General features: G+C 44.5%; 21 protein-coding genes. 7 read left to right on the forward strand and 14 right to left on the reverse strand.

Going from position 1 to position 23,035, the window contains the following annotated elements; translation table 11 throughout:
- Positions 1–3: 3 nt before the first annotated feature.
- Positions 4–1,257, forward strand: coding sequence for an SAM-dependent methyltransferase (locus tag GTW09_RS07975; RefSeq protein ID WP_163111470.1), 1,254 nt, complete (start codon positions 4–6; stop codon positions 1,255–1,257).
- Positions 1,258–1,401: 144 nt separating this feature from the next.
- Here GTW09_RS07975 and GTW09_RS07980 read toward each other — a convergent pair whose 3' ends face one another.
- Together GTW09_RS07980 and pomA are read right to left on the reverse strand one after the other, a co-directional pair.
- Positions 1,402–2,331 carry a flagellar motor protein MotB gene (locus GTW09_RS07980; RefSeq protein WP_071980076.1) on the reverse strand — a complete coding sequence of 310 codons (930 nt, stop codon included), beginning with the start codon at positions 2,329–2,331 and terminating at the stop codon, positions 1,402–1,404.
- Positions 2,331–3,092 (reverse strand): flagellar motor protein PomA, encoded by a 762-nt coding sequence (pomA, locus tag GTW09_RS07985; protein WP_071980077.1) that lies wholly within the window; start codon positions 3,090–3,092, stop codon positions 2,331–2,333. The genes GTW09_RS07980 and pomA overlap by 1 nt, the downstream gene beginning before the upstream one ends.
- 361 nt (positions 3,093–3,453) lie before the next feature.
- Between pomA and xseB the strand changes: the two genes are divergently transcribed.
- Genes xseB through dxs form a run of 3 tightly spaced genes read left to right on the forward strand, consistent with a single transcriptional unit; the run spans position 3,454 to position 6,526 of the window.
- Entirely contained in the window at positions 3,454–3,696 is a 243-nt protein-coding gene (gene xseB / locus GTW09_RS07990; protein WP_163111471.1) for an exodeoxyribonuclease VII small subunit, read from the forward strand.
- A 30-nt stretch (positions 3,697–3,726) separates the two neighbouring features.
- On the forward strand, positions 3,727–4,617 hold the full coding sequence (locus tag GTW09_RS07995; protein ID WP_071980079.1) for a farnesyl diphosphate synthase: 891 nt from the start codon (positions 3,727–3,729) through the stop codon (positions 4,615–4,617).
- A 31-nt stretch (positions 4,618–4,648) separates the two neighbouring features.
- Entirely contained in the window at positions 4,649–6,526 is a 1,878-nt protein-coding gene (dxs, locus tag GTW09_RS08000; RefSeq protein ID WP_163111472.1) for a 1-deoxy-D-xylulose-5-phosphate synthase, read from the forward strand.
- A gap of 123 nt (positions 6,527–6,649) precedes the next feature.
- Here the strand turns inward: dxs and GTW09_RS08005 are convergent, their stop codons facing one another.
- The 10 genes from GTW09_RS08005 to lpxD form a co-directional block, all read right to left on the reverse strand.
- On the reverse strand, positions 6,650–7,150 hold the full coding sequence (locus tag GTW09_RS08005) for a phosphatidylglycerophosphatase A family protein (RefSeq protein WP_163111473.1): 501 nt from the start codon (positions 7,148–7,150) through the stop codon (positions 6,650–6,652).
- A 14-nt stretch (positions 7,151–7,164) separates the two neighbouring features.
- A complete protein-coding gene (gene thiL, locus GTW09_RS08010; protein ID WP_163111474.1) occupies positions 7,165–8,130 on the reverse strand; it encodes a thiamine-phosphate kinase in 966 nt (321 codons plus the stop codon).
- A 46-nt stretch (positions 8,131–8,176) separates the two neighbouring features.
- Positions 8,177–8,599, reverse strand: coding sequence for a transcription antitermination factor NusB (nusB, locus tag GTW09_RS08015; RefSeq protein ID WP_071980083.1), 423 nt, complete (start codon positions 8,597–8,599; stop codon positions 8,177–8,179).
- A gap of 12 nt (positions 8,600–8,611) precedes the next feature.
- On the reverse strand, positions 8,612–9,085 hold the full coding sequence (ribH, locus tag GTW09_RS08020) for a 6,7-dimethyl-8-ribityllumazine synthase (RefSeq protein WP_163111475.1): 474 nt from the start codon (positions 9,083–9,085) through the stop codon (positions 8,612–8,614).
- Positions 9,086–9,295: 210 nt separating this feature from the next.
- On the reverse strand, positions 9,296–10,396 hold the full coding sequence (gene ribBA, locus GTW09_RS08025) for a bifunctional 3,4-dihydroxy-2-butanone-4-phosphate synthase/GTP cyclohydrolase II (RefSeq protein WP_163111476.1): 1,101 nt from the start codon (positions 10,394–10,396) through the stop codon (positions 9,296–9,298).
- Positions 10,397–10,415: 19 nt separating this feature from the next.
- Complete coding sequence (locus GTW09_RS08030) at positions 10,416–11,078, reverse strand: riboflavin synthase (protein WP_163111477.1); 663 nt, start codon at positions 11,076–11,078, stop codon at positions 10,416–10,418.
- A 20-nt stretch (positions 11,079–11,098) separates the two neighbouring features.
- On the reverse strand, positions 11,099–12,238 hold the full coding sequence (gene ribD, locus GTW09_RS08035) for a bifunctional diaminohydroxyphosphoribosylaminopyrimidine deaminase/5-amino-6-(5-phosphoribosylamino)uracil reductase RibD (protein ID WP_163111478.1): 1,140 nt from the start codon (positions 12,236–12,238) through the stop codon (positions 11,099–11,101).
- A gap of 14 nt (positions 12,239–12,252) precedes the next feature.
- Positions 12,253–12,702: a transcriptional regulator NrdR gene (gene nrdR, locus GTW09_RS08040; RefSeq protein ID WP_071980087.1), complete on the reverse strand. Its 450-nt coding sequence runs from the start codon at positions 12,700–12,702 to the stop codon at positions 12,253–12,255.
- Between the two features lie 84 nt (positions 12,703–12,786).
- A complete protein-coding gene (gene glyA / locus GTW09_RS08045) occupies positions 12,787–14,043 on the reverse strand; it encodes a serine hydroxymethyltransferase (RefSeq protein WP_071980088.1) in 1,257 nt (418 codons plus the stop codon).
- A gap of 162 nt (positions 14,044–14,205) precedes the next feature.
- The gene (gene lpxD, locus GTW09_RS08050) at positions 14,206–15,234 is read right to left on the reverse strand and encodes a UDP-3-O-(3-hydroxymyristoyl)glucosamine N-acyltransferase (protein ID WP_163111479.1); all 1,029 of its coding nucleotides are present in this window, start codon (positions 15,232–15,234) and stop codon (positions 14,206–14,208) included.
- Positions 15,235–15,538: 304 nt separating this feature from the next.
- Here lpxD and ettA point away from each other — a divergent pair, with 304 nt between their 5' ends.
- The gene (gene ettA / locus GTW09_RS08055; RefSeq protein WP_163111480.1) at positions 15,539–17,206 is read left to right on the forward strand and encodes an energy-dependent translational throttle protein EttA; all 1,668 of its coding nucleotides are present in this window, start codon (positions 15,539–15,541) and stop codon (positions 17,204–17,206) included.
- A 191-nt stretch (positions 17,207–17,397) separates the two neighbouring features.
- Positions 17,398–17,814, forward strand: a complete 417-nt coding sequence (locus GTW09_RS08060) for a PilZ domain-containing protein (protein WP_163111481.1) — start codon at positions 17,398–17,400, stop codon at positions 17,812–17,814.
- 69 nt (positions 17,815–17,883) lie between these two features.
- Here GTW09_RS08060 and radA read toward each other — a convergent pair whose 3' ends face one another.
- Positions 17,884–19,251 carry a DNA repair protein RadA gene (radA, locus tag GTW09_RS08065; protein WP_071980092.1) on the reverse strand — a complete coding sequence of 456 codons (1,368 nt, stop codon included), beginning with the start codon at positions 19,249–19,251 and terminating at the stop codon, positions 17,884–17,886.
- Positions 19,252–19,436: 185 nt separating this feature from the next.
- Here radA and GTW09_RS08070 point away from each other — a divergent pair, with 185 nt between their 5' ends.
- Positions 19,437–21,950, forward strand: coding sequence for a PilZ domain-containing protein (locus tag GTW09_RS08070; protein ID WP_163111482.1), 2,514 nt, complete (start codon positions 19,437–19,439; stop codon positions 21,948–21,950).
- Positions 21,951–22,006: 56 nt separating this feature from the next.
- Here the strand turns inward: GTW09_RS08070 and serB are convergent, their stop codons facing one another.
- Positions 22,007–22,999 carry a phosphoserine phosphatase SerB gene (gene serB / locus GTW09_RS17560; RefSeq protein WP_338024934.1) on the reverse strand — a complete coding sequence of 331 codons (993 nt, stop codon included), beginning with the start codon at positions 22,997–22,999 and terminating at the stop codon, positions 22,007–22,009.
- Positions 23,000–23,035 lie beyond the last annotated feature (36 nt).

Raw genomic sequence — 23,035 nt, forward strand, 5'->3', positions numbered from 1 at the left:
AAAATGTCTTTTGGTGAATCTGTATTACTCTCTACGTCAGAGGTCTCGGTTGTTGACAAGGCCTGTAGAACGCTCTTCCTTAAATGTTTAAAACACCTACCCCTTGGTAGGTTAACCATTCAAGAAAACGGCGACACTATTGCAACATTTGGCAATGAGCATGACGAGCTGTCAGCTATCGTTAATATAAAAGATGTAAAAGCATATCGAAGCCTATTGCTTGGCGGCAGCGTAGGTGCTGGTGAGGCCTACATGGATGGGCACTGGGACAGCAATGATGTCACTGCAGTAGTGCAAATTTTTGCGCGTAACTTACCCACACTTGACGAGTGGGAAAATAAGTTTAAATGGTTAACTATGCCGGTGATGAAACTGCAACATTTCACCCGCAGAAACACCACAAGCCAAGCAAAGAAGAACATCGAGGCGCATTACGACTTGGGTAATAAACTTTATACTCGCTTCCTTGATGGCACTATGATGTACTCTTCTGCTATTTATCCAGACCCAAATGCATCACTTAACGAAGCGCAAAACCACAAGCTTAAAACCATATGTGACAAACTAAAACTGGATGAGAATGATCACCTGCTAGAAATTGGCACTGGCTGGGGCGGCCTAGCGGTATATGCCGCAAAACATTACGGATGCAAAGTAACCACCACGACTATCTCTGAAGAGCAATACGCTTGGGCTCAAGAATGGATAGAAAAAGAGCAAGTTGAAGACAAGGTAACCCTATTAAAGAAGGATTATCGATTACTTGAAGGTAAATACGACAAGCTTGTTTCTATTGAAATGATTGAAGCGGTAGGCCGTTCGTTCTTGGGTAACTTTTTTGAAAAATGCTCTTCATTGTTAAAAGACAATGGCTTAATGCTTTTACAGTCGATTACCATTGACGACAGACGCTATGACAGTTACTCCAAAAGCGTAGATTTTATTCAGAAATACATATTCCCTGGCGGATTTTTACCATCACAATATCAGCTGAACGCTCACCTTAAAAAGCATTCAGATATGATGATAAGAGACCTGCACGACATTGGTATCGACTATGCAAAAACGCTTAATCACTGGTATGAGGCATTCATAGCTGCAAAGGATGAACTGTTGCAGGATGGATACGATGAGCGCTTTGTACGTATGTGGACTTATTATCTGAAATATTGCGAAGGTGGTTTTTTGGAAAGAACGATAAGTACGGTGCAATTGGTTATATCTAAGCCTCAATACCGAGATTTATTGGCGCGCTAGCGCTAGCTTTTCTTACTAATAAAAAAACGACGCAGCTGCGTCGTTTTTTGTATGATAAGATTTTTAAAACACTTAGGCTTACACCTGCTCAGCTTAGCCAAGCTTAAATAATAAATCGTTGCCTCTATTTACAAGTATCTAGAGCTAATCATTAACTACGGAAATGGGTTTTGAGATCATAGGCTCACCCTGGTTAATATTAATTTCCACTCTTCGATTCTTCGCTCTGTCTTGGGGAGACGTTGCGTTTTCTACAATAGGCTTTGTGTCTGCCAACCCAACCACCGACATTCTACTCTCATCGAAACCTTGAGCCGTTCGCATTGCCTCGGCAACAGCGACAGCACGCTGGGCGGACAGGTCCCAATTTGAACGGTATAGCTCGTTAGCAATATGCTGACCATCGCTATGACCGGATATTGCTATCTCGCCAGGTACATCTGCAAGTAAAAATCCGATTTTTTGTATAATCGGCTTGAATTGAGGTTGCAGGAAAGCAGAGCCTGCCGAGAATGAACCGTTCTCTCGAATTCGAATAGTAAGCTGTTGCCCTAAAGACTCCATTTCTATTGAACCGTCTAATATTTGCTTTTGCAGTTGCTGCGCCACTTTTTTCATTAGCTCAGCCGTTTGCGATTGTTCAGAGCTTTGTGAGGCTGATGAAGAGGAATCCGTAGCAGTCTGTTGAGCCTGTCCACCGCGCTGTTCGCCACGCTGTTTCTGCCTACCCCCAGCAGAGTCTTCATCGCCCGCTTGAAACTCAAGCATTTGCTGAGTCATTTCGATAGTTTGCTGTTGAATAGTTTCTATGGGGGTGGGATCAGGCTTACCTGGCCTGAATTCCATAGCAATAACGCTTGTTCCCTTGGGAATGTCCTTTACCTCTATCTTGTTTTGAACCCCGAAAGCAAATTTCATTGAACCCGCTATTTGCTTAAATTTTAAAACGTCCATTTCTGAAAATGAGAGCAAGAGTACAAAGAAGCACATTAATAACGACATCAAATCGGCAAATGTACCCATCCACGCAGGAAGGCCTTCGGGTGGGCACTTGGGACATTCTTCTTCAGCCATTACTCTTCCTCACCTGAGCCGCGCTTACTCGCTGCTAAGTAATTCTTTAATATTCCGTCGATAACGCGAGGGTTTTGGCCATCAGCAATGCCCACAATGCCATCTAGTATCAGGCTTTGATTAAGCTGCTCTTCTGCCGCTCTGTTAGACAACTTCACAGCAATAGGCAAACAAACGATATTGGCAAAAAAGGCACCATACAAAGTTGTTAACAAGGCTACCGCCATTGCCGGACCGATAGATTTAGGGTCATCCATGTTAGACAACATAGCTACCAAACCAACTAACGTGCCAATCATGCCCATGGCTGGAGCCACATCGCCCATACCTTTAAATATAGTTGCACCGAATTCGTGACGGTCCGATGTCATCTTGATATCTTTAGACAGGGTTTCTCGAACTACCTCAATATCGTGACCATCCACCAGCATGTCCACACCCTTTTGCATAAACTCATTGCTTATTTCGGCCTCTTCCAAGGCTAGAAAACCTCCTTTGCGGGCAGCGTCAGCCATTTCAACGATCTTCTCAATCAACTCTTCAGGTGGCTCAATTTTAAACATGAAGGCTTTTCCGGCGATTTTACCGGCACCAAAGAATTGGCCTAATGTGAACTGAGATAGCACAACAAATAAGCTTCCACCGAACACGATGAGAAGCGAGGGTACGTTGATAAACATACTCATACTACCGCCCATCAACATTGCCATTACAACAAAGCCGATGGCTCCCAACATACCTATGACCGTTGCTAAATCCACTTACTCTTCCCCATTTATGCGCAGCCAATGCTATTGATATACTTTGATTCTATCGGCAAAGTATAGAAAATCTAAAACAACATAGTTGAAAAATATCACAATTATGTGAGTTCGTTTATGCAAAAATAGATTTTTAATCCGTTTATTTCTCGGTGACAATTATCAAATTGTTTTAGGTTAATTGTTCTTGATTAGTTGTAGCTCTACTTTGAACAACAATCCACCGTTAGGTTAACCATAGGCAGTAAAGTTTTAGCTGACCAGAGAGATATACTTAATATGAGGACAAACCATTTGACCCTTGTGCAACCGTCCGTTAAGGTTCGCGTTATGTTATTGACGCCTACAGCTGAGCTCTCTTATGACAACAAAAAAGGACACTGCATCGTTTGAAGAAACGCTTGCCGAATTGGAATCTATTGTCGATGAAATGGAAACTGGCGACCTTCCGCTTAACAAAGCGCTGGAAAAGTTTGAACGCGGTATAGCGCTGTCTCGCCAGGGTCAAAAATCTCTCGAAAATGCAGAACAAAAAGTTCAAATTCTTCTAAATGAACAAGGCGAAGACGTATTAAAATCGCTGCCAGAAAGTGAACAACCCTAATCTGCTCACTTGTTAGCCACAGGTATCCTAATGAATTTCTCTGCTCTGCATCAGCAAGTAAAGCAGCAAACTGATGCGTCCTTGCTACAACTAATTGAAGAGTTACCCGATTACGCTCCGTCACTCAAAGCGGCCATGCGGCACGCTCTACTAGCTGGTGGAAAGCGAATGCGTCCCCTACTCGTTCATGTGGTAGGCAACACGCTAGATGTGCCCAAAAAAGATCAAATAGCCATCAGTATGGCTATTGAGTGTGTTCATGCCTACTCGCTTGTGCATGACGACCTCCCTGCTATGGATGATGACGATTTACGTCGAGGTATGCCCACTTGCCACATTGCTTTTGATGAGGCAACTGCAATTTTAGCAGGTGATGCGCTTCAAACACTTGGTTTTAGTATATTAGCCGATTCGCCAATGAGCGAATACGGCGACGCCCATAGAGCAAAGCTTCTCAGTATTTTGGCGAAAAGTGCAGGATACCTTGGTATGTGTGGAGGCCAAGCAATAGACTTGGCAAGTACAGGGAAAACCATAGACATAGAGGCATTAAAAACCCTTCATACGCTCAAAACAGGTGCGCTGCTTCGCGCTTGCGTAGAAATGATTGCTACTGTGTGCAGCACATTGGACAAAGAGGCGGAGACAGATCTCATGCTCTTTGCCAATAATATCGGGCTCGCATTTCAAGTCCAAGACGATATTTTAGACGTAGAAGGTAGTAATGAAAGTTTAGGTAAGCCTGCAGGTTCCGATGAAGCACTCGGCAAAAATACTTTTCCTGCAAAACTCGGGCTGAGTGGCGCTAAAGATGAGTTAGCAACACTTCACGAGAATGCACTACAAGCATTAGCCCGTTTACCTTACAATACAGATAGTTTAATCGCGTTTAGCGAGCTTTTGGTAAAACGTGACCATTAGCCACGCGCCATGTTGAAAAGATAATAAAAAAATGAGTTTAGATCTCCAACATTATCCAACGCTTGCCCTTGCGCAAACGCCGGACAAACTAAGGAAGTTACCACAAGATAAGCTCCGCGATCTCGCTGATGAACTTCGCGAATACCTGCTGACTTGTGTGAGCCAAAGTAGCGGGCATTTTGCTTCTGGCCTAGGCACTGTGGAATTAACAGTTGCGCTTCACTACATATACAATACTCCTTTCGACCGTCTTCTTTGGGATGTGGGACATCAGGCATATCCGCATAAAATCCTAACCGGTCGCGCGGAGAAAATGTCTACAATAAGACAAAAAGACGGCCTGCACCCGTTTCCATGGCCGCTTGAAAGTGATTATGACACCTTTGCAGTGGGCCATTCATCCACCTCAATAAGTGCCGCGTTAGGCATGGCTGTTGCCGCTGAAAAAGAAGCTAAAGGCAGAAAAATTGTATCAGTCATCGGCGATGGTGCAATGACTGCGGGCATGGCCTTTGAAGCCATGAATCACGCGGGTGATATCAAAAAAGACATGGTTGTTATTCTCAACGACAACGAAATGTCTATTTCGGAAAATGTTGGTGCACTAAACAGTCATTTAGCACGCCTGCTTACGGGGAATCTTTTTAATTCAATCCGTGACGGTGGTAAAAAGCTGCTGAGTAACGTGCCGCCAATAAAAGAGTTTGCTAGCCGTGCCGAAGAACACTTGAAAGGCATGGTAGTGCCAGGCACTATTTTCGAAGAACTAGGGTTTAACTACATCGGTCCTATTGACGGACACGACGTGAATGCGGTTGTTGACACTCTTCGCAACATGCGTAAGTTTGAAGGCCCTCAACTACTGCATGTAGTGACCAAAAAAGGTAAAGGCTACGCGGTTGCAGAAGAAGATCCTATCAAGTTTCACGCTGTTCCCAAGTTTAACCCTGCTGACAATGCGCTTCCAAAATCTAAAGCCACAGCTCCTACCTATTCTGCTATTTTCGGGCAGTGGTTGTGCGACATGGCCGCTAAAGACTCAAAGTTAATGGCTGTTACTCCAGCCATGCGCGAAGGCTCCGGTATGGTGGCGTTTTCACAGCAATATCCAGAACAGTACTTTGATGTGGCTATAGCAGAGCAACATGCGGTCACCTTCGGAGCTGGTTTAGCAAAAGAAGGTCTCAACGCTGTCGTTGCGATTTACTCTACATTTTTACAACGGGCATACGATCAGCTTATACACGATGTAGCTATTCAAAACTTACCGGTTCTTTTTGCTATCGATAGGGCTGGCATTGTTGGCGCAGACGGGCCTACACACCAAGGTGCTTTCGACATTGCATTTTTACGCTGTATTCCCAACTTAATTGTTATGGCCCCTTCGGATGAAAATGAGTGTAGGCAAATGCTTTACACTGGCCATATAGCACAGCAACCTGCTGCGGTGAGATACCCCCGTGGTGCAGGAATGGGCGTAACACCAGATGAGACCATGACAGCGCTGGAAATAGGCAAGGCTCGAGTACTGAAAGAAAGCACCGCAGAAGCTTCCAAGCGCGTTGCGATCCTTAACTTTGGCTGCCTACTACCACATGCTCTTGAGGCCGCAGAAAAGCTCAACGCCTCGGTGATAGACATGCGTTTTGTCAAGCCCATAGATGGCGACGCCATTGCACAAGCAGCCAGTAATCACGATGTATTGCTAACGCTTGAAGATGGTTGCGTTATGGGTGGCGCCGGTAGTGCTGTTTTAGAGTACCTTCAACAACAGGGTATAATGAAAACCGTTAAGATACTGGGGCTACCTGATAGCTTCATATTACAAGGTACACAGCAAGAAATGTATAAAGAGCATGGGCTTGACGCAGAAGGAATAATACAAACCGCTGAGCAACTACTATCTTAACTCTTTTGAGTTTTGATAAATTGGCAAATTTTTTAAAGCATGAAAAAAGCCCTCGCCGAAGAAGTTACTCTTCAGCGAGGGCTTTTTACTGTAAGTAGAATACTGAAAATTAAATTATCGTTTCTAAAGAAGGGTAAGCACCGCAGGCCAAAGATTAATCGCTATGTGCAAACATCCGCAAGCCATAGCACCGGCAAGCAGATCGTCCAACATAATCCCTGTTCCGCCGTGTAATCTTTTATCAATAATGCCGATAGGCCACGGTTTTAGTATGTCGAAGACTCGAAATAACAAAAAACCAATGACAAGGGTAGATGCCGTGACTGGCAAAAATAAGAGCGTTACAAACATGCCGGCTATCTCGTCCCACACGATAGAGCCATGGTCGTGCACTTGCATATCATCAGCAGTTTTACCACATAGATAAATGCCAATCACCGACGCCATTAGCGTTATCGCAATGAAAGAGAGAGTGGATACTTGAGCGAACAGTAAAAGTAAAGGTATCGCGGCTAACGAACCAAATGTACCCGGCATAACCGGAACAAGACCGCTGCCAAACCCTAAAGCCAAAAAGTGCACCGGGTTTTTCATACTCACTCTTGCACGAAACTCAGCCTGCATAAAAAGCGCTCATTCTAAAACGTGTGTTCGTAGCCGCTAGATTGCTTCGGCTCGTATTTTTCATCATTTTTATACAACATTAACTTGTCTGAATGACCGGTTAGTTGCCCAATACAGGTGACTTTCACGTTAGAGCTGGCGATAGAAGTTTCAAGACTGCCCCGCTGCTCTTCAGACACAGTGAAAAGCAACTCATAATCATCGCCTGCAGAGAGCGCGTATTCTATCGCTTCTTCTTGTGTTACCGCGCTCGTTAATGCGCGAGATAATGGAAGGCGATCGACATGAATGTTAGCACCACAGCCAGAAGCGCTAAGAATATGCTTCAGGTCCGAAATAACACCGTCCGATACATCAATACAAGAAGATGCAATACGGCGCATAGCGGTACCTACAGCAACTCTCGGAGTCGGAAAATAATGTCGATTGATGAGAACATCTCTGGCCTCTCCAGACACATCAAGCTTACCTTGAAGAATATCCAAGCCTGCACCTGCATCTCCCAAAGTTCCGCTGACGTAAACCCAGTCTCCCGGTTTAGCACCGCTGCGGGTAAGTTCAGAGCCCGGAGGAATAAAACCTTGTGCGGTAATAGTCATCGCCATGGGGCCTTTTACAGTATCACCACCAATGAGCTGAACCGAGTAGTATTGTGTAAGCTCGTACAGACCTGAAACGAAATCACTTAACCATGTTTCTTCTACTGCAGGAAGTGACAGCGATAGGCTTATCCATGCAGGCTCAGCCCCCATCGCAGCGAGGTCGCTAAGATTAGCTGCTACGGCTTTGTAAGCTACTGACTTTGCGGGCGCGTCTCTTAAAAAATGTACATCTGCTACAAGCGTATCGGTAGTTACTGCCAACTGCTGATTTTCAGGTACCATTGTCACGGCACAATCATCACCAATACCAATAACTACGTCTCGTCTTTTGTGGCCGCCAGCAGAAAAGTAGCGGCCGATAAGGTCGAATTCTTTCACGGTATTTATTAAAACCTTAAGTAACGTCCAGTGTCACTGAAATAGGTTAATCACGCTCGTCTTTTCGCAGTGTTTTCACTGCTTTGTCGAGTGCACCATTTATGAATTTATGACTATCTTCAGCACCAAATGATTTAGCAAGCTCAATGGCTTCATTAATAATCACGCGGTATGGCACATCGATGCGTTCAGTGAGTTCCAGTGTTGCAATGCGAAGAATCGCTTTTTCAATTGCATCCAACTCTTCTGGTAATCGGCCAAGATAAGGCTTTATCGTCGCATCCAACTTACTTGCGTTATGGGCTACTCCGCGCAGTAGCGCTTGGAAATATGCCATATCGACCTTCTGCATGTCGTTACTGGTTGCTAACGCCAGTTCAACTTGCTGAATATCGTTATGACTCATTTGCCATGAATAAATGCCTTGTAAGGCTAACTCACGGGCTTTACGACGAGCTGAAACTTTCACTAAATAATTACCTTAAAGCTTTTCAACGGCATCGATAACGTTAACCATTTCAAGCGCGCCTAGTGCAGCTTCTGCACCTTTGTTGCCCGCTTTAGTGCCTGAACGCTCGATAGCTTGTTCTATTGAATCTGTTGTGATGACACCAAATGACAAAGGCACGCCGTATTCTAATGATACTTGCGCTAACCCCTTATTACATTCACCAGCTACAAAGTCGAAGTGTGGTGTTCCGCCGCGGATAACCGCGCCTAGTGCAATGATGCCGTCAAATGATTTTTTCTCGGCAAGTTTCTTAGCAACGATAGGTAGTTCGTACGCACCCGGTACTCTTACAACCGTAATGTCATCACTGTTCACTTCGCCGTGACGCTCTAGGGTATCAAGTGCACCTTCTAATAAGCTTTCAACAACAAAACTGTTAAAGCGTGATACAACAATGGCGAATTTTTTGCCCGTCGCACGGATGTTACCTTCAATAACTTGCATGTTTTCATTCCTCGAGAAAAAGCGGCGCGAAGTATACCATAACTGCGCCTAAACTAAATCGATTGTTTCTTTACCCAACAATTTTATTGTGCAGACCGCGCAATCGTTGAAAAGAAGGTTGATATTAATTAAAAGCAAATTTGTTCGCCGCCGAAGTAATTATGACGGCGATGCCTTTTAGAAATAAGGCCTATTCAATGCGCTACAGGGCTAATCGTGAACGTATTCCACAACCTCTAAGCCGTAACCTGATAGTGCATGATACTTTATGGGTTTACTTAACAGCCGCATTTTGTGAACACCCATCGATGCCAAAATTTGACTGCCCACACCTATTGTGCGTGAAGAACCTTGCCAGTCTGCACCAGCGGGGCGCTCTCCCCTATCTTCTGCAGCAAAGCGACGCACTTGATTTTCAATTTGTTCGTCTTTGCCAAGTAACACAAGAACTCCACCCTCATCGGCTATCTTTTGCATACCCTGAGACAATGTCATCGAGCGGTTGATACCACGGGTAGACCCGAGCAGATCACTGAATGTATTGTGCAAGTGAACGCGAACAAGCGTAGGCGTATTTTCTGAAACCTCACCCTTTTTCAACGCAAAGTGTAGCTGATTATCGATGCTGTCTTTGAATGTGTGCAGTTCGAAGTCACCGTACTCTGTAGGCATATTACACTGAGCAACTTTCTCTATCGTTGTCTCATTGAGATTTCTATATTCAATAAGGTCGGCTATTGTTCCAATCTTCAAATCATGCTTTTTGGCAAACGTTTCAAGCTCTGGCCTACGAGCCATAGTGCCGTCTTCATTTAAAATTTCAACAATCACACCAGCGGGTTCAAGACCTGCTAAACGCGGTAAGTCCACGCCGGCTTCAGTATGACCCGCTCGATTTAATACACCTCCCTCTTTTGCAATAAGAGGAAAAATGTGGCCGGGCTGCACAATATCGGTGGCTTTAGCGTCTTTGGCTACAGCGGCCTTTATTGTTGTGGCGCGGTCGGCAGCGGATATACCCGTTGTAACCCCGGTAGCCGCTTCAATAGAAACGGTAAAGTTGGTGGAGAACTGAGCTTCGTTTTTATCAACCATCAATGGCAGATTGAGCCTACGGCAACGTTCTTGTGTCATTGGAAGGCACACTAAACCTCTAGCATGGGTTACCATGAAGTTAATGGCTTCTGGCGTAACGTGTTCTGCCGCCATTATAAGATCGCCCTCGTTTTCACGATCTTCATCATCCATCAAGATAACCATCTTGCCTTGACGGATATCTTCAATAATTTCTTCTGATGTATTAAATGCCATATTCTTTCTTCTTGTAGGGTTATTTTTTTAAAAATCCATTCTCTGCTAGAAAGGCCATATCAATGCCTTTCGCGGCTGGCTCAGCCGCCTTGTCACCTAACATTAGGCGCTCTAAATACCGAGCAATGACGTCAACTTCCAAATTCACAGCAGTACCTATCTTATAGGTACCTAGTACTGTCTCTTTTAGCGTGTGTGGAATAATCCATAACATAAATTCGGCACCATTAACTTCATTAACGGTTAAACTCACGCCGTCTACGGTTATGCTTCCTTTATGTGCAATATACTTTGCAATGGCCTCTGGAGCCTTTACCCAAATTTCAACATAGTCAGTGTGTTTAATAATTTGGCTGACTTCTCCAACACCATCTACGTGGCCAGATACAATATGACCGCCGAAACGGTCTGTAGGCCGCATCGCTTTTTCTAAGTTAACAGTAGACCCAACGCTGTAATTCTTAAAGCCAGTCAACTTGATAGTCTCAGTAGAAACGTCAGCGCAATAATAATCATCACCTGCATCGGTTACCGTCAAGCAGACGCCATTAGTTGCAATGCTATCGCCAAGGGCTACATCAGTCATATCTAAATGCTGAGAAGATACAGTTAGCCGAATATCTTTGCCTCGGTTATCTAACTTTTGAATTGTACCCAGAGCTTGAATAATACCAGTAAACATAGCTTTCCTCTTTGCCGCGTTTAATCTCGCGAGCTATCTGTGTCCGGTCGATATACAAGCTTAATGTCGTTACCAACCTGACGATTTTCAATAAGCGTGAGTGAAATAGATTGCTCAATAGAAGTATAGGATGGCAGATTCACCATACTCATGCCTTTATTTCCCAATAACATAGGCGCTTGATAACAAATAAATTCATCAACTAATCCAGCGTCTAATAGTGCGCCTGCCAAACCAGGACCTGCTTCTACCCAAACCTCGTTATATTGCTTGTCACCAAGTGATTGCATAAGAGCCTCTAAATCAACTCTTCCCTGCTTTGGTGTGATGGTTAAATAGTGGCGAGCGGCCGTGTCAGGGTGAGGGTTAATGGTGGCTATGAGCGTTGTATTTCCGTCCTTCAAACACTGATAATCTGAGTTAACTACCTCTTTACTATCCACCACCACGCGAGTAGGTTGACGAATTCTTTCAAGTGGATAGTGGCTAAACTGCGCTTCGTTTGCCCGTACCAATAAGCTAGGATCGTCAGCTATCACCGTGCCAGAGCCAGTAAGCACGCAACAACTACTGGCGCGATAGCGCTGCACATCTCTTCGGGCCTCAGGGCCTGTTATCCATTGGCTTACACCATTTTCTAACGCTATTTTGCCGTCTAAACTTATGCCGAGCTTAACTCTGACAAAAGGTTTTCCTGTAAGCATGCGTTTAATAAAGCCAGGGTTAATTGCCGCAGCCTCTGCAGCCATAATACCGCTTACCACTTCAATTCCTGCTTCCTGCAATTTTCGTATCCCATTGCCGCTCACATTTGGGTTAGGATCTGTCATTGCAATGACTACCTTGCCAATGTTGGCCTTTATAAGTGCTTCAGCACAAGGAGGAGTACGACCATAGTGGCTGCAAGGTTCAAGTGTGACATAAGCTGTAGCATTGCTAAGCGTGTTTCGACCAGCTTTACTGGCTTGCTTTAACGCGTGTACTTCAGCGTGAGGTGTTCCGGCCTGTATATGAAAACCTTCGCCAATACATTGATTGTTTCCATTAACAATAACACAGCCTACTCTGGGATTGGGCGACGTGGTGTAAAGCCCTTTTTTGGCAAGTTGAATGGCTTTCGCCATCCAATAATAATCAGATTTTATGCTTTTATGCTGCACGTGCTGTCCTGTAGTCAGTCTCCGAGTCTCGCGATTTCTTCACCGAATTCTCGTATGTCTTCAAACGAGCGATAGACCGACGCAAACCGCACATAAGCTACTTTATCTAGCTCTTTTAACGCTTTCATGATGAGTGTACCAAGAAGCTCACTTTCAACTTCTCGTTCACCAGTTGCTCTGAGTTCTGATTTAAGGGATAAGATGCACTGCTCTACTTTTTCAGTACTGACGGGGCGTTTTTCGAGCGCTCGTTGTAAACCCGCCCGCAGTTTATCCTCATTAAAAGGCTCCCGCGAACCATCGCGTTTTATCACGCGGGGCATAACTAGTTCGGCACTTTCGAAGGTAGTAAAACGCTCATGGCACTGGGCGCATTCGCGTCTTCTGCGTACTTGATGCCCTTCTGCAACTAGCCGAGAATCGATGACTTTTGTCTCTTGCGCTGAGCAAAAAGGGCAAAACATAGAATATCCTTTATTATTGCGTACTTAGCCTAAAACATCTCTGCATTAGTACCAAAGTACGCAATAAAAGACAATCTTATTTACTTAAGCGTAAACAGGATATTTTGAGCACAACGCAACCACTTCACTTTGAACGCGTTTGATAACAGACTCATCGCCCATGTTATCAAGAACATCGCAAATCCACGTTGCTACTTGCTCTGCCTGCTCTTCTTTAAAACCTCTGCGAGTAATAGCTGGGCTACCAATGCGAAGTCCGCTTGTTACAAACGGAGAGCGAGGGTCGTTTGGCACTGAGTTTTTATTAACAGTTATATTTGCTGCACCAAGGGCCGCGTCAGCATCTTTACCAGTGATATCTTTATCAATAAGGTCTAATAAGAATAGGTGGTTGTCAGTACCGCCAGAAACAATTTTGTACCCGCGGTCTTGCATTACTTTGACCATCGCTTTCGCATTTGCAACAACCTGCTGCTGGTAAACTTTAAACTCAGGTTCAAGTGCTTCTTTAAATGCCACGGCTTTAGCAGCAATAACGTGGCAAAGTGGGCCACCTTGGTTGCCAGGAAATACCGAGCTGTTAAACTTTTTGTAAAGCGTTTCGTCGCCGCACGATGAAAGAATCAGACCGCTACGAGGACCCGCAAGGGTTTTGTGTGTCGTTGTGGTAACAACGTGTGCATGCGGTAATGGGTTAGGATATACACCCGCGGCAACCAAGCCCGCAACGTGAGCCATATCGACAAGTAAGTATGCGCCTACGCTATCAGCGATCTCTCTGAACTTAGCCCAGTCAACAACGCCTGAGTATGCCGAAAAACCACCTATGATCATTTTAGGCTTATGCTCTTTCGCCAAAGCTTCTACTTGCGCGTAATCAATTTCGCCCGTTTCATTGTTTAGTCCGTACTGAACAGCGTTGTACGTCTTGCCCGAGAAATTAACATGAGAACCGTGGGTAAGGTGTCCGCCCTCAGAAAGGCTCATACCTAATACAGTATCACCAGCATCTAGTAACGCCATAAATACGGCAGTGTTTGCCTGAGAACCTGCATGGGGCTGTACGTTCGCGTATTCAGCACCAAACAGCTGTTTAGCTCTATCAATGGCTAGTTGCTCAACTACGTCAACATGCTCACAACCGCCATAGTAACGCTTACCCGGGTAACCTTCGGCATACTTGTTAGTAAGCTGAGAGCCCTGAGCTTCCATCACACGTGGGCTACAATAGTTCTCAGAGGCAATAAGCTCGATGTGATGTTCTTGACGCTCAACTTCATTTGCCATTGCTTTGGCTAATTCTGGATCAAAGTCAGCTATGTTCATTTCGCGAGAAAACATGGGGGCTCCTTAACTGCGATTATTTTTTGGCATGATGCGTCGGATATGGACTGCATAATTTTGCAGCCATATTCTAGTCATTTTCGGATGCTTGTATACCGCTTTATGGCTAAATTAATTTAAATGGCGTAGGTTTAACGTAAATCGCAGGCTACAGGCACATCAGACCTGTTTTTCTAGCGCTTTTACACGGTCAAAAAGGCTACCAATCTTTTGTAAGCGCACCGCATTTTTACGCCATTCTCTGTTTGTTTGTGCTGGTTGTCCTGATGAATAGACACCGGGTTGTGTAATGTCTTGTACCACCATGGTGTAACCTGTTACCTGCACATTGTCGCAAATGCTGATATGGCCATTGATTCCTACCCCACCAGCAATGATCACATGCCGGCCGATGTTGCAGCTTCCCGCAATACCAGTAGCACCGCAAATACAGGAATGGTCACCAATAACGCAATTGTGACCAATTTGAACTTGGTTATCTATGATAACGTTAACACCTATAACCGTATCGTCTAGCGCGCCTCGATCGATACTAGTATTGGCGCCAATCTGACTGTCATCACCAATGCGCACACCACCGAGTTGGGGAATAGGCAACCAAACGCCCTTATCGTTTGCATAACCAAAACCCGACGAACCGATAACGGTTTGGCTGTGAATAGTTACCCGCTTTCCTATTACAACACCGTGATACACAGTAACGTTTGGATAGAGTGTACTTCCCTCTCCAATATGAGCGCCTTTTCCAACGACGGTATTGGCACCTATGCTCACGCCATCACCAAGCACAACGTTATCCTCAATAATAACGTTGTGGCCTAACACTACATTGCTACCTATCCGCGCCGAAGACGCTACTTTTGCAGTATCTGCAATACCGGTTGCTACCACGGGTGTCGTGTCGAATAACTGCGCAATGCGAGCAAATGCAACGTGTGGATTGTCTACGATAAGCGCCGCCCCGGTTACGCTCTCTTTTACATTTTCGTGAACAATCACCGCTCCAGCATTTGTGCTTTTCAACTGCGACTTGTACTTAGGATTAGTTAAGAAAGAGATTTGGTGACTTTGCGCACCAGACAGTGTGGCAACTGAAGATATAGTAATGCCGCTATCTCCCTGAACAACCCCACCTACGTGGTTGGCAAGTTCTTCTAAACTATAATGACCTTTATCAATGGTTGTCATACGCTTCATTACCTATTTAATTTCTGACCGTTTGTATACTTTATGTTGCCGTAACTCGTTCAACTCGTTCAACTCGTATCGACTTTCGAAATAACAAAAACCGTTTTGCTAGTTCAGAGGTACGTTTTTTCGCTAAGTTTAACTGATTTCTTTTCATGCTTTGATGCAATATTGGAATTTGATGCATTAAGCGAACAAAAAAAATGCAACTGCCGCATACAATGGCTTTACGCACTGGCGCGAGCTATAGTGTTGCGATTACAATGTCATTTTATTTTCACCGCGTTTTTAGCGAGGTTAGAGCATGGCTCAGTACGTTTATAGTATGCACCGCGTTGGCAAAATTGTGCCACCGAATCGACAAATTTTAAAAAATATCTCTCTTAGTTTTTTTCCAGGAGCAAAGATCGGAGTTCTAGGCTTGAATGGCGCAGGTAAATCGACATTGCTGCGCATAATGGCAGGCATTGATACCGAGATCGAGGGCGAAGCCCGTCCACAGCCGGGTTTGAAAATTGGTTACCTCTCTCAGGAACCAAAGTTAGACGAGACTAAAGATGTGCGTGGCAACATCGAAGAAGCCGTAGCCGATGTTAAACATGCTCTCACCCGTCTAGACGAAGTTTATGCAGCTTATGCAGACCCAGATGCTGACTTTGACGCCTTAGCAAAAGAACAAGGTGAATTAGAAGCAATCATTCAGACAAAAGACGGCCATAATCTTGATAATGTACTTGAGCGAGCCGCTGATGCGCTGAGACTTCCTGCATGGGATGCCGATGTAAGCAAACTTTCGGGTGGTGAGAGAAGACGGGTTGCACTATGCCGTTTGTTGCTGGAAAAACCTGAAATGCTATTACTTGATGAACCGACGAACCACTTGGATGCTGAATCGGTAGCCTGGCTTGAGCGCTTCTTACACGATTACGAAGGAACCGTTGTAGCGATTACCCATGATAGGTATTTCCTGGACAATGTTGCTGGATGGATTCTGGAGCTTGACCGCGGTGAAGGTATTCCATGGGAAGGTAACTACTCATCTTGGCTTGAGCAAAAAGAAAGTCGTCTTGAGCAAGAGGAGCGCGTTGAATCGGCCCGCAAGAAGAGTATTAAACAAGAATTAGAATGGGTTCGCTCTAACCCTAAAGGCCGCCATGCAAAAAGTAAGGCTCGTATGGCTCGCTTTGAGGAACTGTCCACTAGTGACTACCAAAAACGCAACGAAACCAATGAGCTCTTTATTCCACCTGGAGAGCGACTGGGCGATAAAGTCATTGAAGTGTCGAACTTGAAAAAATCATATGGCGACCGTGTTCTCATTGATGACCTTTCGTTTAGCGTACCTAAAGGTGCCATTGTGGGTATTGTGGGGCCAAACGGGGCTGGTAAATCTACCTTATTTAGAATGTTAACGGGGGCAGAACAGCCTGACTCGGGAACGATTGATTTAGGTGACACCGTAAACATTGCCGCTGTCGAACAGTTCCGAGACCACATGAATGAAAAAAATACTGTGTGGAAGGAAATTTCAGACGATCAAGATATTATTCGTATTGGCAACTTCGAGATAAACAGTCGCGCCTATTGCAGCCGCTTTAACTTCAAAGGCAACGACCAGCAGAAGTTTATCAAAGACTTGTCGGGTGGAGAGCGAAACCGTGTGCATTTAGCTAAGCTTTTAAAAGCCGGCGGCAACGTGCTTTTACTCGATGAGCCCACCAATGACCTCGATGTGGAAACACTCCGAGCATTAGAAAATGCTCTGCTTGAGTTTCCGGGTTGTGCCATGGTTATCTCGCACGATAGATGGTTCTTAGATAGGGTTGCAACTCACATTATGGACTATCGTGATGAGGGGAATATTAACTTCTTTGAAGGGAACTATGCCGATTATGAAACCTGGCTCAAACAAGAGTTTGGTAAAGACGTCGTAGAGCCTCACCGTCTTAAATACAAACGTATGGCGAAATAAAAATAGCTTTCAAAGAGGCCTTCTTAACTGGAGGCCTCTTTTTTCCCCTTCCACTTTTTCTATACACCATTTCGACACTACGTAAACTCCGATGCACATGAATACAAAAATATTTATTCTTACGTGACATTGCGAACCTGTCATTATTCACCAATACTGAGAGTATCAAGGTATTTTTTAAGATTTTATGTATGACAGATAAGCGCCAGTTCCAGAGGGTTGAATTAGACGTTCCCGGAACACTCGCCCACGAAGGTAAAGAAATACACGTCATTGTTCATGATGTATCGTTGCAAGGGATAAAGCTGCTTGCTAGCGAAAGCGCTTTATCAATACTCCCTTTTGATAGTCACGACCCTTACGTAGCGACATTTCAAGCTAATGAAGACAGCCCTGAAATTACACTTTACATAGAACAGCTTTATCGACATGCAGATACCCGACAGTCGCTGGTTTCTCTGGGCTGTAAAGTCGCCCGAATGGACATTAACTGTGTAAGTGCACTCAGGCGGCTAATTGCGTTAAATAGCGAAGATGAAGGCATTGAAGAGAGGGATTTAAACGCCCTAGTCAACGCTGTTTATCAGCAAGAATCTAAGGCGGGTTAAAAACATTGGAGGGTGAAGTAACGCTATTCAGTATCTAACGATCACTCCATAAAGATCACTCGATAACGATCACTCCAAAGCGTTCAGTGCTTCGCTAAGCCGAGCAACAGGTATAACTTTCATCCCCTGCATAGTCTGCTTCGGCATATTTGCTTTTGGTACTATAGCGCGTTTGAAGCCATGCTTTGTAGCCTCAATGATCCGCTCTGTACCGTTGGGAACAGGTCTTATTTCTCCTGCCAACCCCACTTCACCAAAAACAATGAGATCGTTGGGAAGCGAACGGTTTCTAAAACTGGAAATCATTGCGAGTAAAAGAGCTAAATCTGCACTGGTTTCCGTTACTCTTACCCCACCAACTACGTTCACAAATACATCTTGGTCGTTCATTTGAACATTACCATGACGATGTAGAACAGCGAGCAGCATCGACAAACGATTTTGATCGAGTCCTACGGCAATTCGTCTTGGGTTCGACATTTGCGAGTAATCAACCAAAGCTTGAATCTCTACGAGAAGAGGCCGAGTTCCCTCCCAAATGACCATCACACTAGAGCCCGGCGTTTCATTCTCATCACGACTTAAAAAGATTGCCGAAGGATTTTTTACCTCCTTGAGCCCCTTTTCTGTCATTGCAAAAACACCGAGTTCATTAACAGCACCAAAACGGTTTTTGTGGCTTCTTAGGGTGCGGTAACGACCGTCACTTTCCCCTTCCAGCATCATTGAGCTATCAATACAGTGCTCTAGCACTTTCGGCCCCGCCAAATTACCGTCTTTAGTAACGTGACCGACAATAAACATAGCAATATGGTTTTGTTTGGCAAAACGCGTTAAATAGGCCGCACTTTCTCTCACTTGAGACACGCTGCCCGGCGCAGACTGAACATCGGCAACATGCATAACCTGAATAGAGTCGATGACCATAATTTTTGGACTTTCAGCCAAGGCCAGCTCGCAGATAGTTTCTACGTTGGTTTCTGCCAGCATCATTAAGTTGTCATCAGGCAAAGCAAGGCGCTTTGCCCTCATTGCAACCTGTTGCAGAGATTCCTCTCCCGTAACGTAAAGGGCTTTCTCTGTTTTAGCCATCTGACACATCACTTGTAGCAGCAGCGTACTTTTTCCGGCTCCAGGAGACCCGCCGATCAACATAGCAGCTCCTGGAACAATACCGCCACCTAATACTCTATCTAACTCTTTAAAACTGGATGAGAATCGGGGAAGTGCCTCTAGATCGATGGCGTTTAGCTTTTCAACTTTTGCTGCCGTTTGCCCAGCGTAACCTGAATTTACCTGTCTAGTTGCGGTTTTAGCACTTGCCACCACAAATTCGCTTATCGTATTCCACGCTTTGCACTCTGTGCATTGTCCCTGCCACCGAGGAAATTCTGCGCCGCAATCGGAACACACGTAGGCAGTTTTACGTTTTGCCATTTTCCAGTTTTATCCACAAGTTAAAAAGAGTATTCTATCATTAAATGGCGTTAGTTTAAGTACAAGGCTTTCTTGAACTTAACCGAGAAAAAGACGGATGCCGGCCAAGGGTGCGAGGTTAAGGACTTTTCACACATAGCCGATAAAAACTAAAATGAAAAAGTAAACAGTGAAGTTGCGCATAGATGAGTCAAGACTTAGCACAGTATAAAGACATAATCGAACAGTTGAAGCCTGTGGTGAATGAGCCTGAGTTCAATCAGGTATTGCAGCAAGTTGCAGCTGATGTTCCCAAAGAAAAGCGCTTTCTTATAAAAATGGAAGTAAAGCGTCTGGCTAAGCCGTGTCTTCGCACAATCGACCTTCGTGGCAATGTTGATGGCAAGTGTAAAAAATATACCCATGAAGGTCGAAATCACTTCATGGACGACATCGCTGTTGATAAATTCGAAGAACAACTTCGAATATTTGGCCGTTACACCTATGGTGTATACGAAGCAGTGCAAAGCACAGAAAATAACTTCCGCCTTATGCAAGAGCGAGAAATTGCGCAAGAGAGAGCAGAAAGAGCACAGCCCGATGCTAGGAAACGTTCTGCGGTGCTCGAGCAGTTCAAAGTAGATACGGTAAACCTGCTAGATTATCAGCAGCGCAATACCGAACGCATGAATTTTGCTGTGGCGGTGGAGATATTCAACCAGTACAATGAGTCTATGCGGGGCCTCAGTGTTGATATATCACTTGAAGGATTACAAGTTAAACTCCCCAAAGATATTATCTTCGAGAAAGGTGAACTACTTTTCGTTTATTTCAGAGGGCTTGAAAACGAATTCACTTTAGATAAAAAGCACGGTATTGCTTATCGATTAGTGAAGATTTCCGAAAAAAACGATGTAAAATATCTAGCCTTCCAAAGAGCGGTAGACCACCCAAATAAAAGCTTCGATAACTTTTTAGAAAGTTTTATACACGGCAATAAACGCCGTTATAAAGTGAATATGAATAACACCATTGAGGCTATCACCAGTAAAATATCTGAACAGTACTTTTCACCCAGAAGCCCTACTTTGCCAGTTTACATTGACGTGGTAAACGAAACGCTCGTTCCCCGGTTTGCCATGATGAATGAAGTAAACCGGGAAACTATTCAGTACTGGCAAGATGAAGAAAATACCTGCCGCTTGAGCTTTCTACTGACTCAAGAACGTTTGCATCACCTGCTCAGAAAGTCAGACGAGGTGAGAGAATGTTTTATTTTTAGCTTCACCCATCTGCAAAATAGCAAGGTCTATTTTTACTCGGCATCTTATGAAGAGCTGCAACAAAAAGAATTACTAAAACAGGTATTTTTAGGCTTTGGGTCGAAAAAAGCGAGTTGGCGAGTATTTAAGGTAACGCTTACGGACATGACTCCAGAGCAGGCCCATATTCCACTTTCTATTCCTGATTCTGTGGGTAGTAAAGTAAAAAAACTAAATACCCCTCCCTCTGCACGTTTAATGGGGAGACTCAAAAATCTGCGTTATTTAGCCCATGTGACAGACGTGACCTCGTTGACGGGACAAGAAACTTACAGCGATTTTAAATTTAACCGTGAAAACCTTACTTATTTAAAGAACTTTGGACACCCACGCAATCGAGCCCCTTCAAATATAGAAATAGTTCGATTTAAGAATGAAGAACAACGCATAGAAAGCCGCTATCGACTGCGTACGCATATTGAGGTGCGCTTTAACGGCGAAGATACGGTTCACAAAGGCGTTAGCGAAGATATTTCTGTAAGGGGCTTAGGGCTTCGGGTGGAATTAACCAAAGAATATGGAGGCAGCCTGGAAGATCGTGTAGAGGTGGCTTTTCCGCGCCTTCAATCGATTACAACTGCTTTTGATGTTATGAACCTTCAATACGACATTGTTTATCATAATATCGAAAAGAACATCTTACACCTGAAAGCTGCACCAGGAGAGGAAGGTAAAACCGCCCGAAACTTCTTTGAAGAGTTAATAAAGAAAAACAAAGCCAACCTTCAAGCTGAGTCTGATGAAGAAGAAATTCCGGGTATGGGGCAAGCGCTACGCTGCATAAATGCGAGAAATGCGACCTCTTTATCATTCCTGATGAGCAAGGAAGGAGTACGGTATACGCCTCAAGCAGGTATTATCGGGAAACAGGATGAACGGATTACTTTGCTAACCACGCAGTATGCAGAAAGAGGAAAAGTGAATCTTGAATTCTTATTCCGCGATCGAAAGCAAGACTCGCCGTTCGTACAAAGCGGTATAAAAACTGTCAAGCTGGAAAATATGCCGTTGCGCCAAGAGCTTTTTGTTTCTTTCGACAATTCTCAAAAAGATTCTCGAATGGCTATAATTCCTCGCTATTCCCATAAGTTCGACAACAATCAGCAAAGAAAGAGCTTCATAAGAGAAGCCATGAATAGAGGGCAGTTCATTGCTATCCATGTGATGTTAACAACAACGGGCAAACCCGATCTCTCTATGCTGCAAACAGAAATTAACTACGTCACCATGTACGCGATGCACAGAGCAAGAGAGCTTGAGAAGAAAATGTGGAGCATTGCCGCTTGCTCTCATCTTATTGATGTTACTGATGAAGTCTTAATTCGCTACGGCTTTAGCAGTGAGGAGATTACTCAGAATAGAACGCCCTTAGGCACTTCTCAGCATCAAAGCGCCTGACTTTAAGAGAAGCCGATTTCAGCATACAAAGCTAGGTGGCTGAAATCGGCTCGCTACTATTCGCTTAAAAAGTAGAGTAAAGAATGAAGACTACCGGTTCGAATTGCCACGTCGGCTTTTTCGTTGACCACAGGCTTGCCATGACACGCCACACCCAGCGCAGCCTCTTTCATCATAACGAGATCATTTGCTCCATCTCCCATTGCTACGGTTTGCTCACTATCGATGTTCCATTTTGCAGCAAGTTGTTTTACGGTCTCTGCTTTCACATCTGCATTGACTATTTCTCCAACTACCTTCCCAGTAAGTTGACCGTTGTCGACTTCCAGCGTGTTTGAGGTAGCAAAGTCCAGCTCTAGTCGTTGTTTTAAATGATCAGCAAAGTAGGTAAAACCACCCGACGCGATGGCCAGTTTCCATCCATGCTTTTTGAGTTCGCTCAGTAAGGCTTGGATCCCCGGCATTATCGGCAAGCTGTCGCGAATTTTGCGAAGATGCTCTACAGGTACACCTTCTAAGCAGGCTACACGATGGTTAAGGCTTTCGTTAAACGCAATCTCTCCCCTCATGGCTTTTTCTGTAACTTCAGCCACTTCTCTACCAACATCAGCTAGCTTTGCAATTTCGTCAATACATTCAATGCCAATAACTGTACTGTCCATGTCCATGACCAACAAGCCACCTTTTGACAAAGATGGCTGTGAAAGCTGCAAACCAATGTCTATGTTGAAAGTTGCAGATAACGCAGTCAGCATTGCTTTTAATTCGGACTTGTTGTCTTTTATCAGGTTACCTCTTGCCACTACCACATCATCACCTAGCTGCTGGTGTAAATGATGGAACGCAAGCGTCCCCGTGTCGAAATGTGACTGAATGTCAGATAACACATTGCCAACAATATAAGGCGTTAATGCTTGACCTATAATGGTTAAAGACGCGTGAAAGTCTACGTCGGTACTCTGTCCGTTTATTAAACCGGCTAACGCTGATGATGAATGGATACTATCGCTTTCCTTGTCGCCTAAACGAGATTTAAAAGTGTCGAGCACGGCTGGGAGTTCCTTAAACATTGAAGTGGGCTAATG

The sequence above is a fragment of the Alteromonas hispanica genome (assembly GCF_010500915.1).
In the GTDB taxonomy this organism is placed as follows: Bacteria; Pseudomonadota; Gammaproteobacteria; order Enterobacterales; family Alteromonadaceae; genus Alteromonas; species Alteromonas hispanica.

Bases quoted from the DNA above. Each gene is read 5' to 3' on its own strand.
- GTW09_RS07975 (WP_163111470.1), top strand. From the start codon at position 4: ATGTCTTTTGGTGAATCTGTATTACTCTCTACGTCAGAGGTCTCGGTT.
- GTW09_RS07980 (WP_071980076.1), bottom strand. From the start codon at position 2,331: ATGGCTGAAGAAGAATGTCCCAAGTGCCCACCCGAAGGCCTTCCTGCG.
- xseB (WP_163111471.1), top strand. From the start codon at position 3,454: ATGACAACAAAAAAGGACACTGCATCGTTTGAAGAAACGCTTGCCGAA.
- GTW09_RS07995 (WP_071980079.1), top strand. From the start codon at position 3,727: ATGAATTTCTCTGCTCTGCATCAGCAAGTAAAGCAGCAAACTGATGCG.
- dxs (WP_163111472.1), top strand. From the start codon at position 4,649: ATGAGTTTAGATCTCCAACATTATCCAACGCTTGCCCTTGCGCAAACG.
- GTW09_RS08005 (WP_163111473.1), bottom strand. From the start codon at position 7,150: ATGCAGGCTGAGTTTCGTGCAAGAGTGAGTATGAAAAACCCGGTGCAC.
- ribH (WP_163111475.1), bottom strand. From the start codon at position 9,085: ATGCAAGTTATTGAAGGTAACATCCGTGCGACGGGCAAAAAATTCGCC.
- ribBA (WP_163111476.1), bottom strand. From the start codon at position 10,396: ATGGCATTTAATACATCAGAAGAAATTATTGAAGATATCCGTCAAGGC.
- GTW09_RS08030 (WP_163111477.1), bottom strand. From the start codon at position 11,078: ATGTTTACTGGTATTATTCAAGCTCTGGGTACAATTCAAAAGTTAGAT.
- nrdR (WP_071980087.1), bottom strand. From the start codon at position 12,702: ATGTTTTGCCCTTTTTGCTCAGCGCAAGAGACAAAAGTCATCGATTCT.
- glyA (WP_071980088.1), bottom strand. From the start codon at position 14,043: ATGTTTTCTCGCGAAATGAACATAGCTGACTTTGATCCAGAATTAGCC.
- lpxD (WP_163111479.1), bottom strand. From the start codon at position 15,234: ATGACAACCATTGATAAAGGTCATTATAGTTTAGAAGAACTTGCCAAC.
- ettA (WP_163111480.1), top strand. From the start codon at position 15,539: ATGGCTCAGTACGTTTATAGTATGCACCGCGTTGGCAAAATTGTGCCA.
- GTW09_RS08060 (WP_163111481.1), top strand. From the start codon at position 17,398: ATGACAGATAAGCGCCAGTTCCAGAGGGTTGAATTAGACGTTCCCGGA.
- radA (WP_071980092.1), bottom strand. From the start codon at position 19,251: ATGGCAAAACGTAAAACTGCCTACGTGTGTTCCGATTGCGGCGCAGAA.
- GTW09_RS08070 (WP_163111482.1), top strand. From the start codon at position 19,437: ATGAGTCAAGACTTAGCACAGTATAAAGACATAATCGAACAGTTGAAG.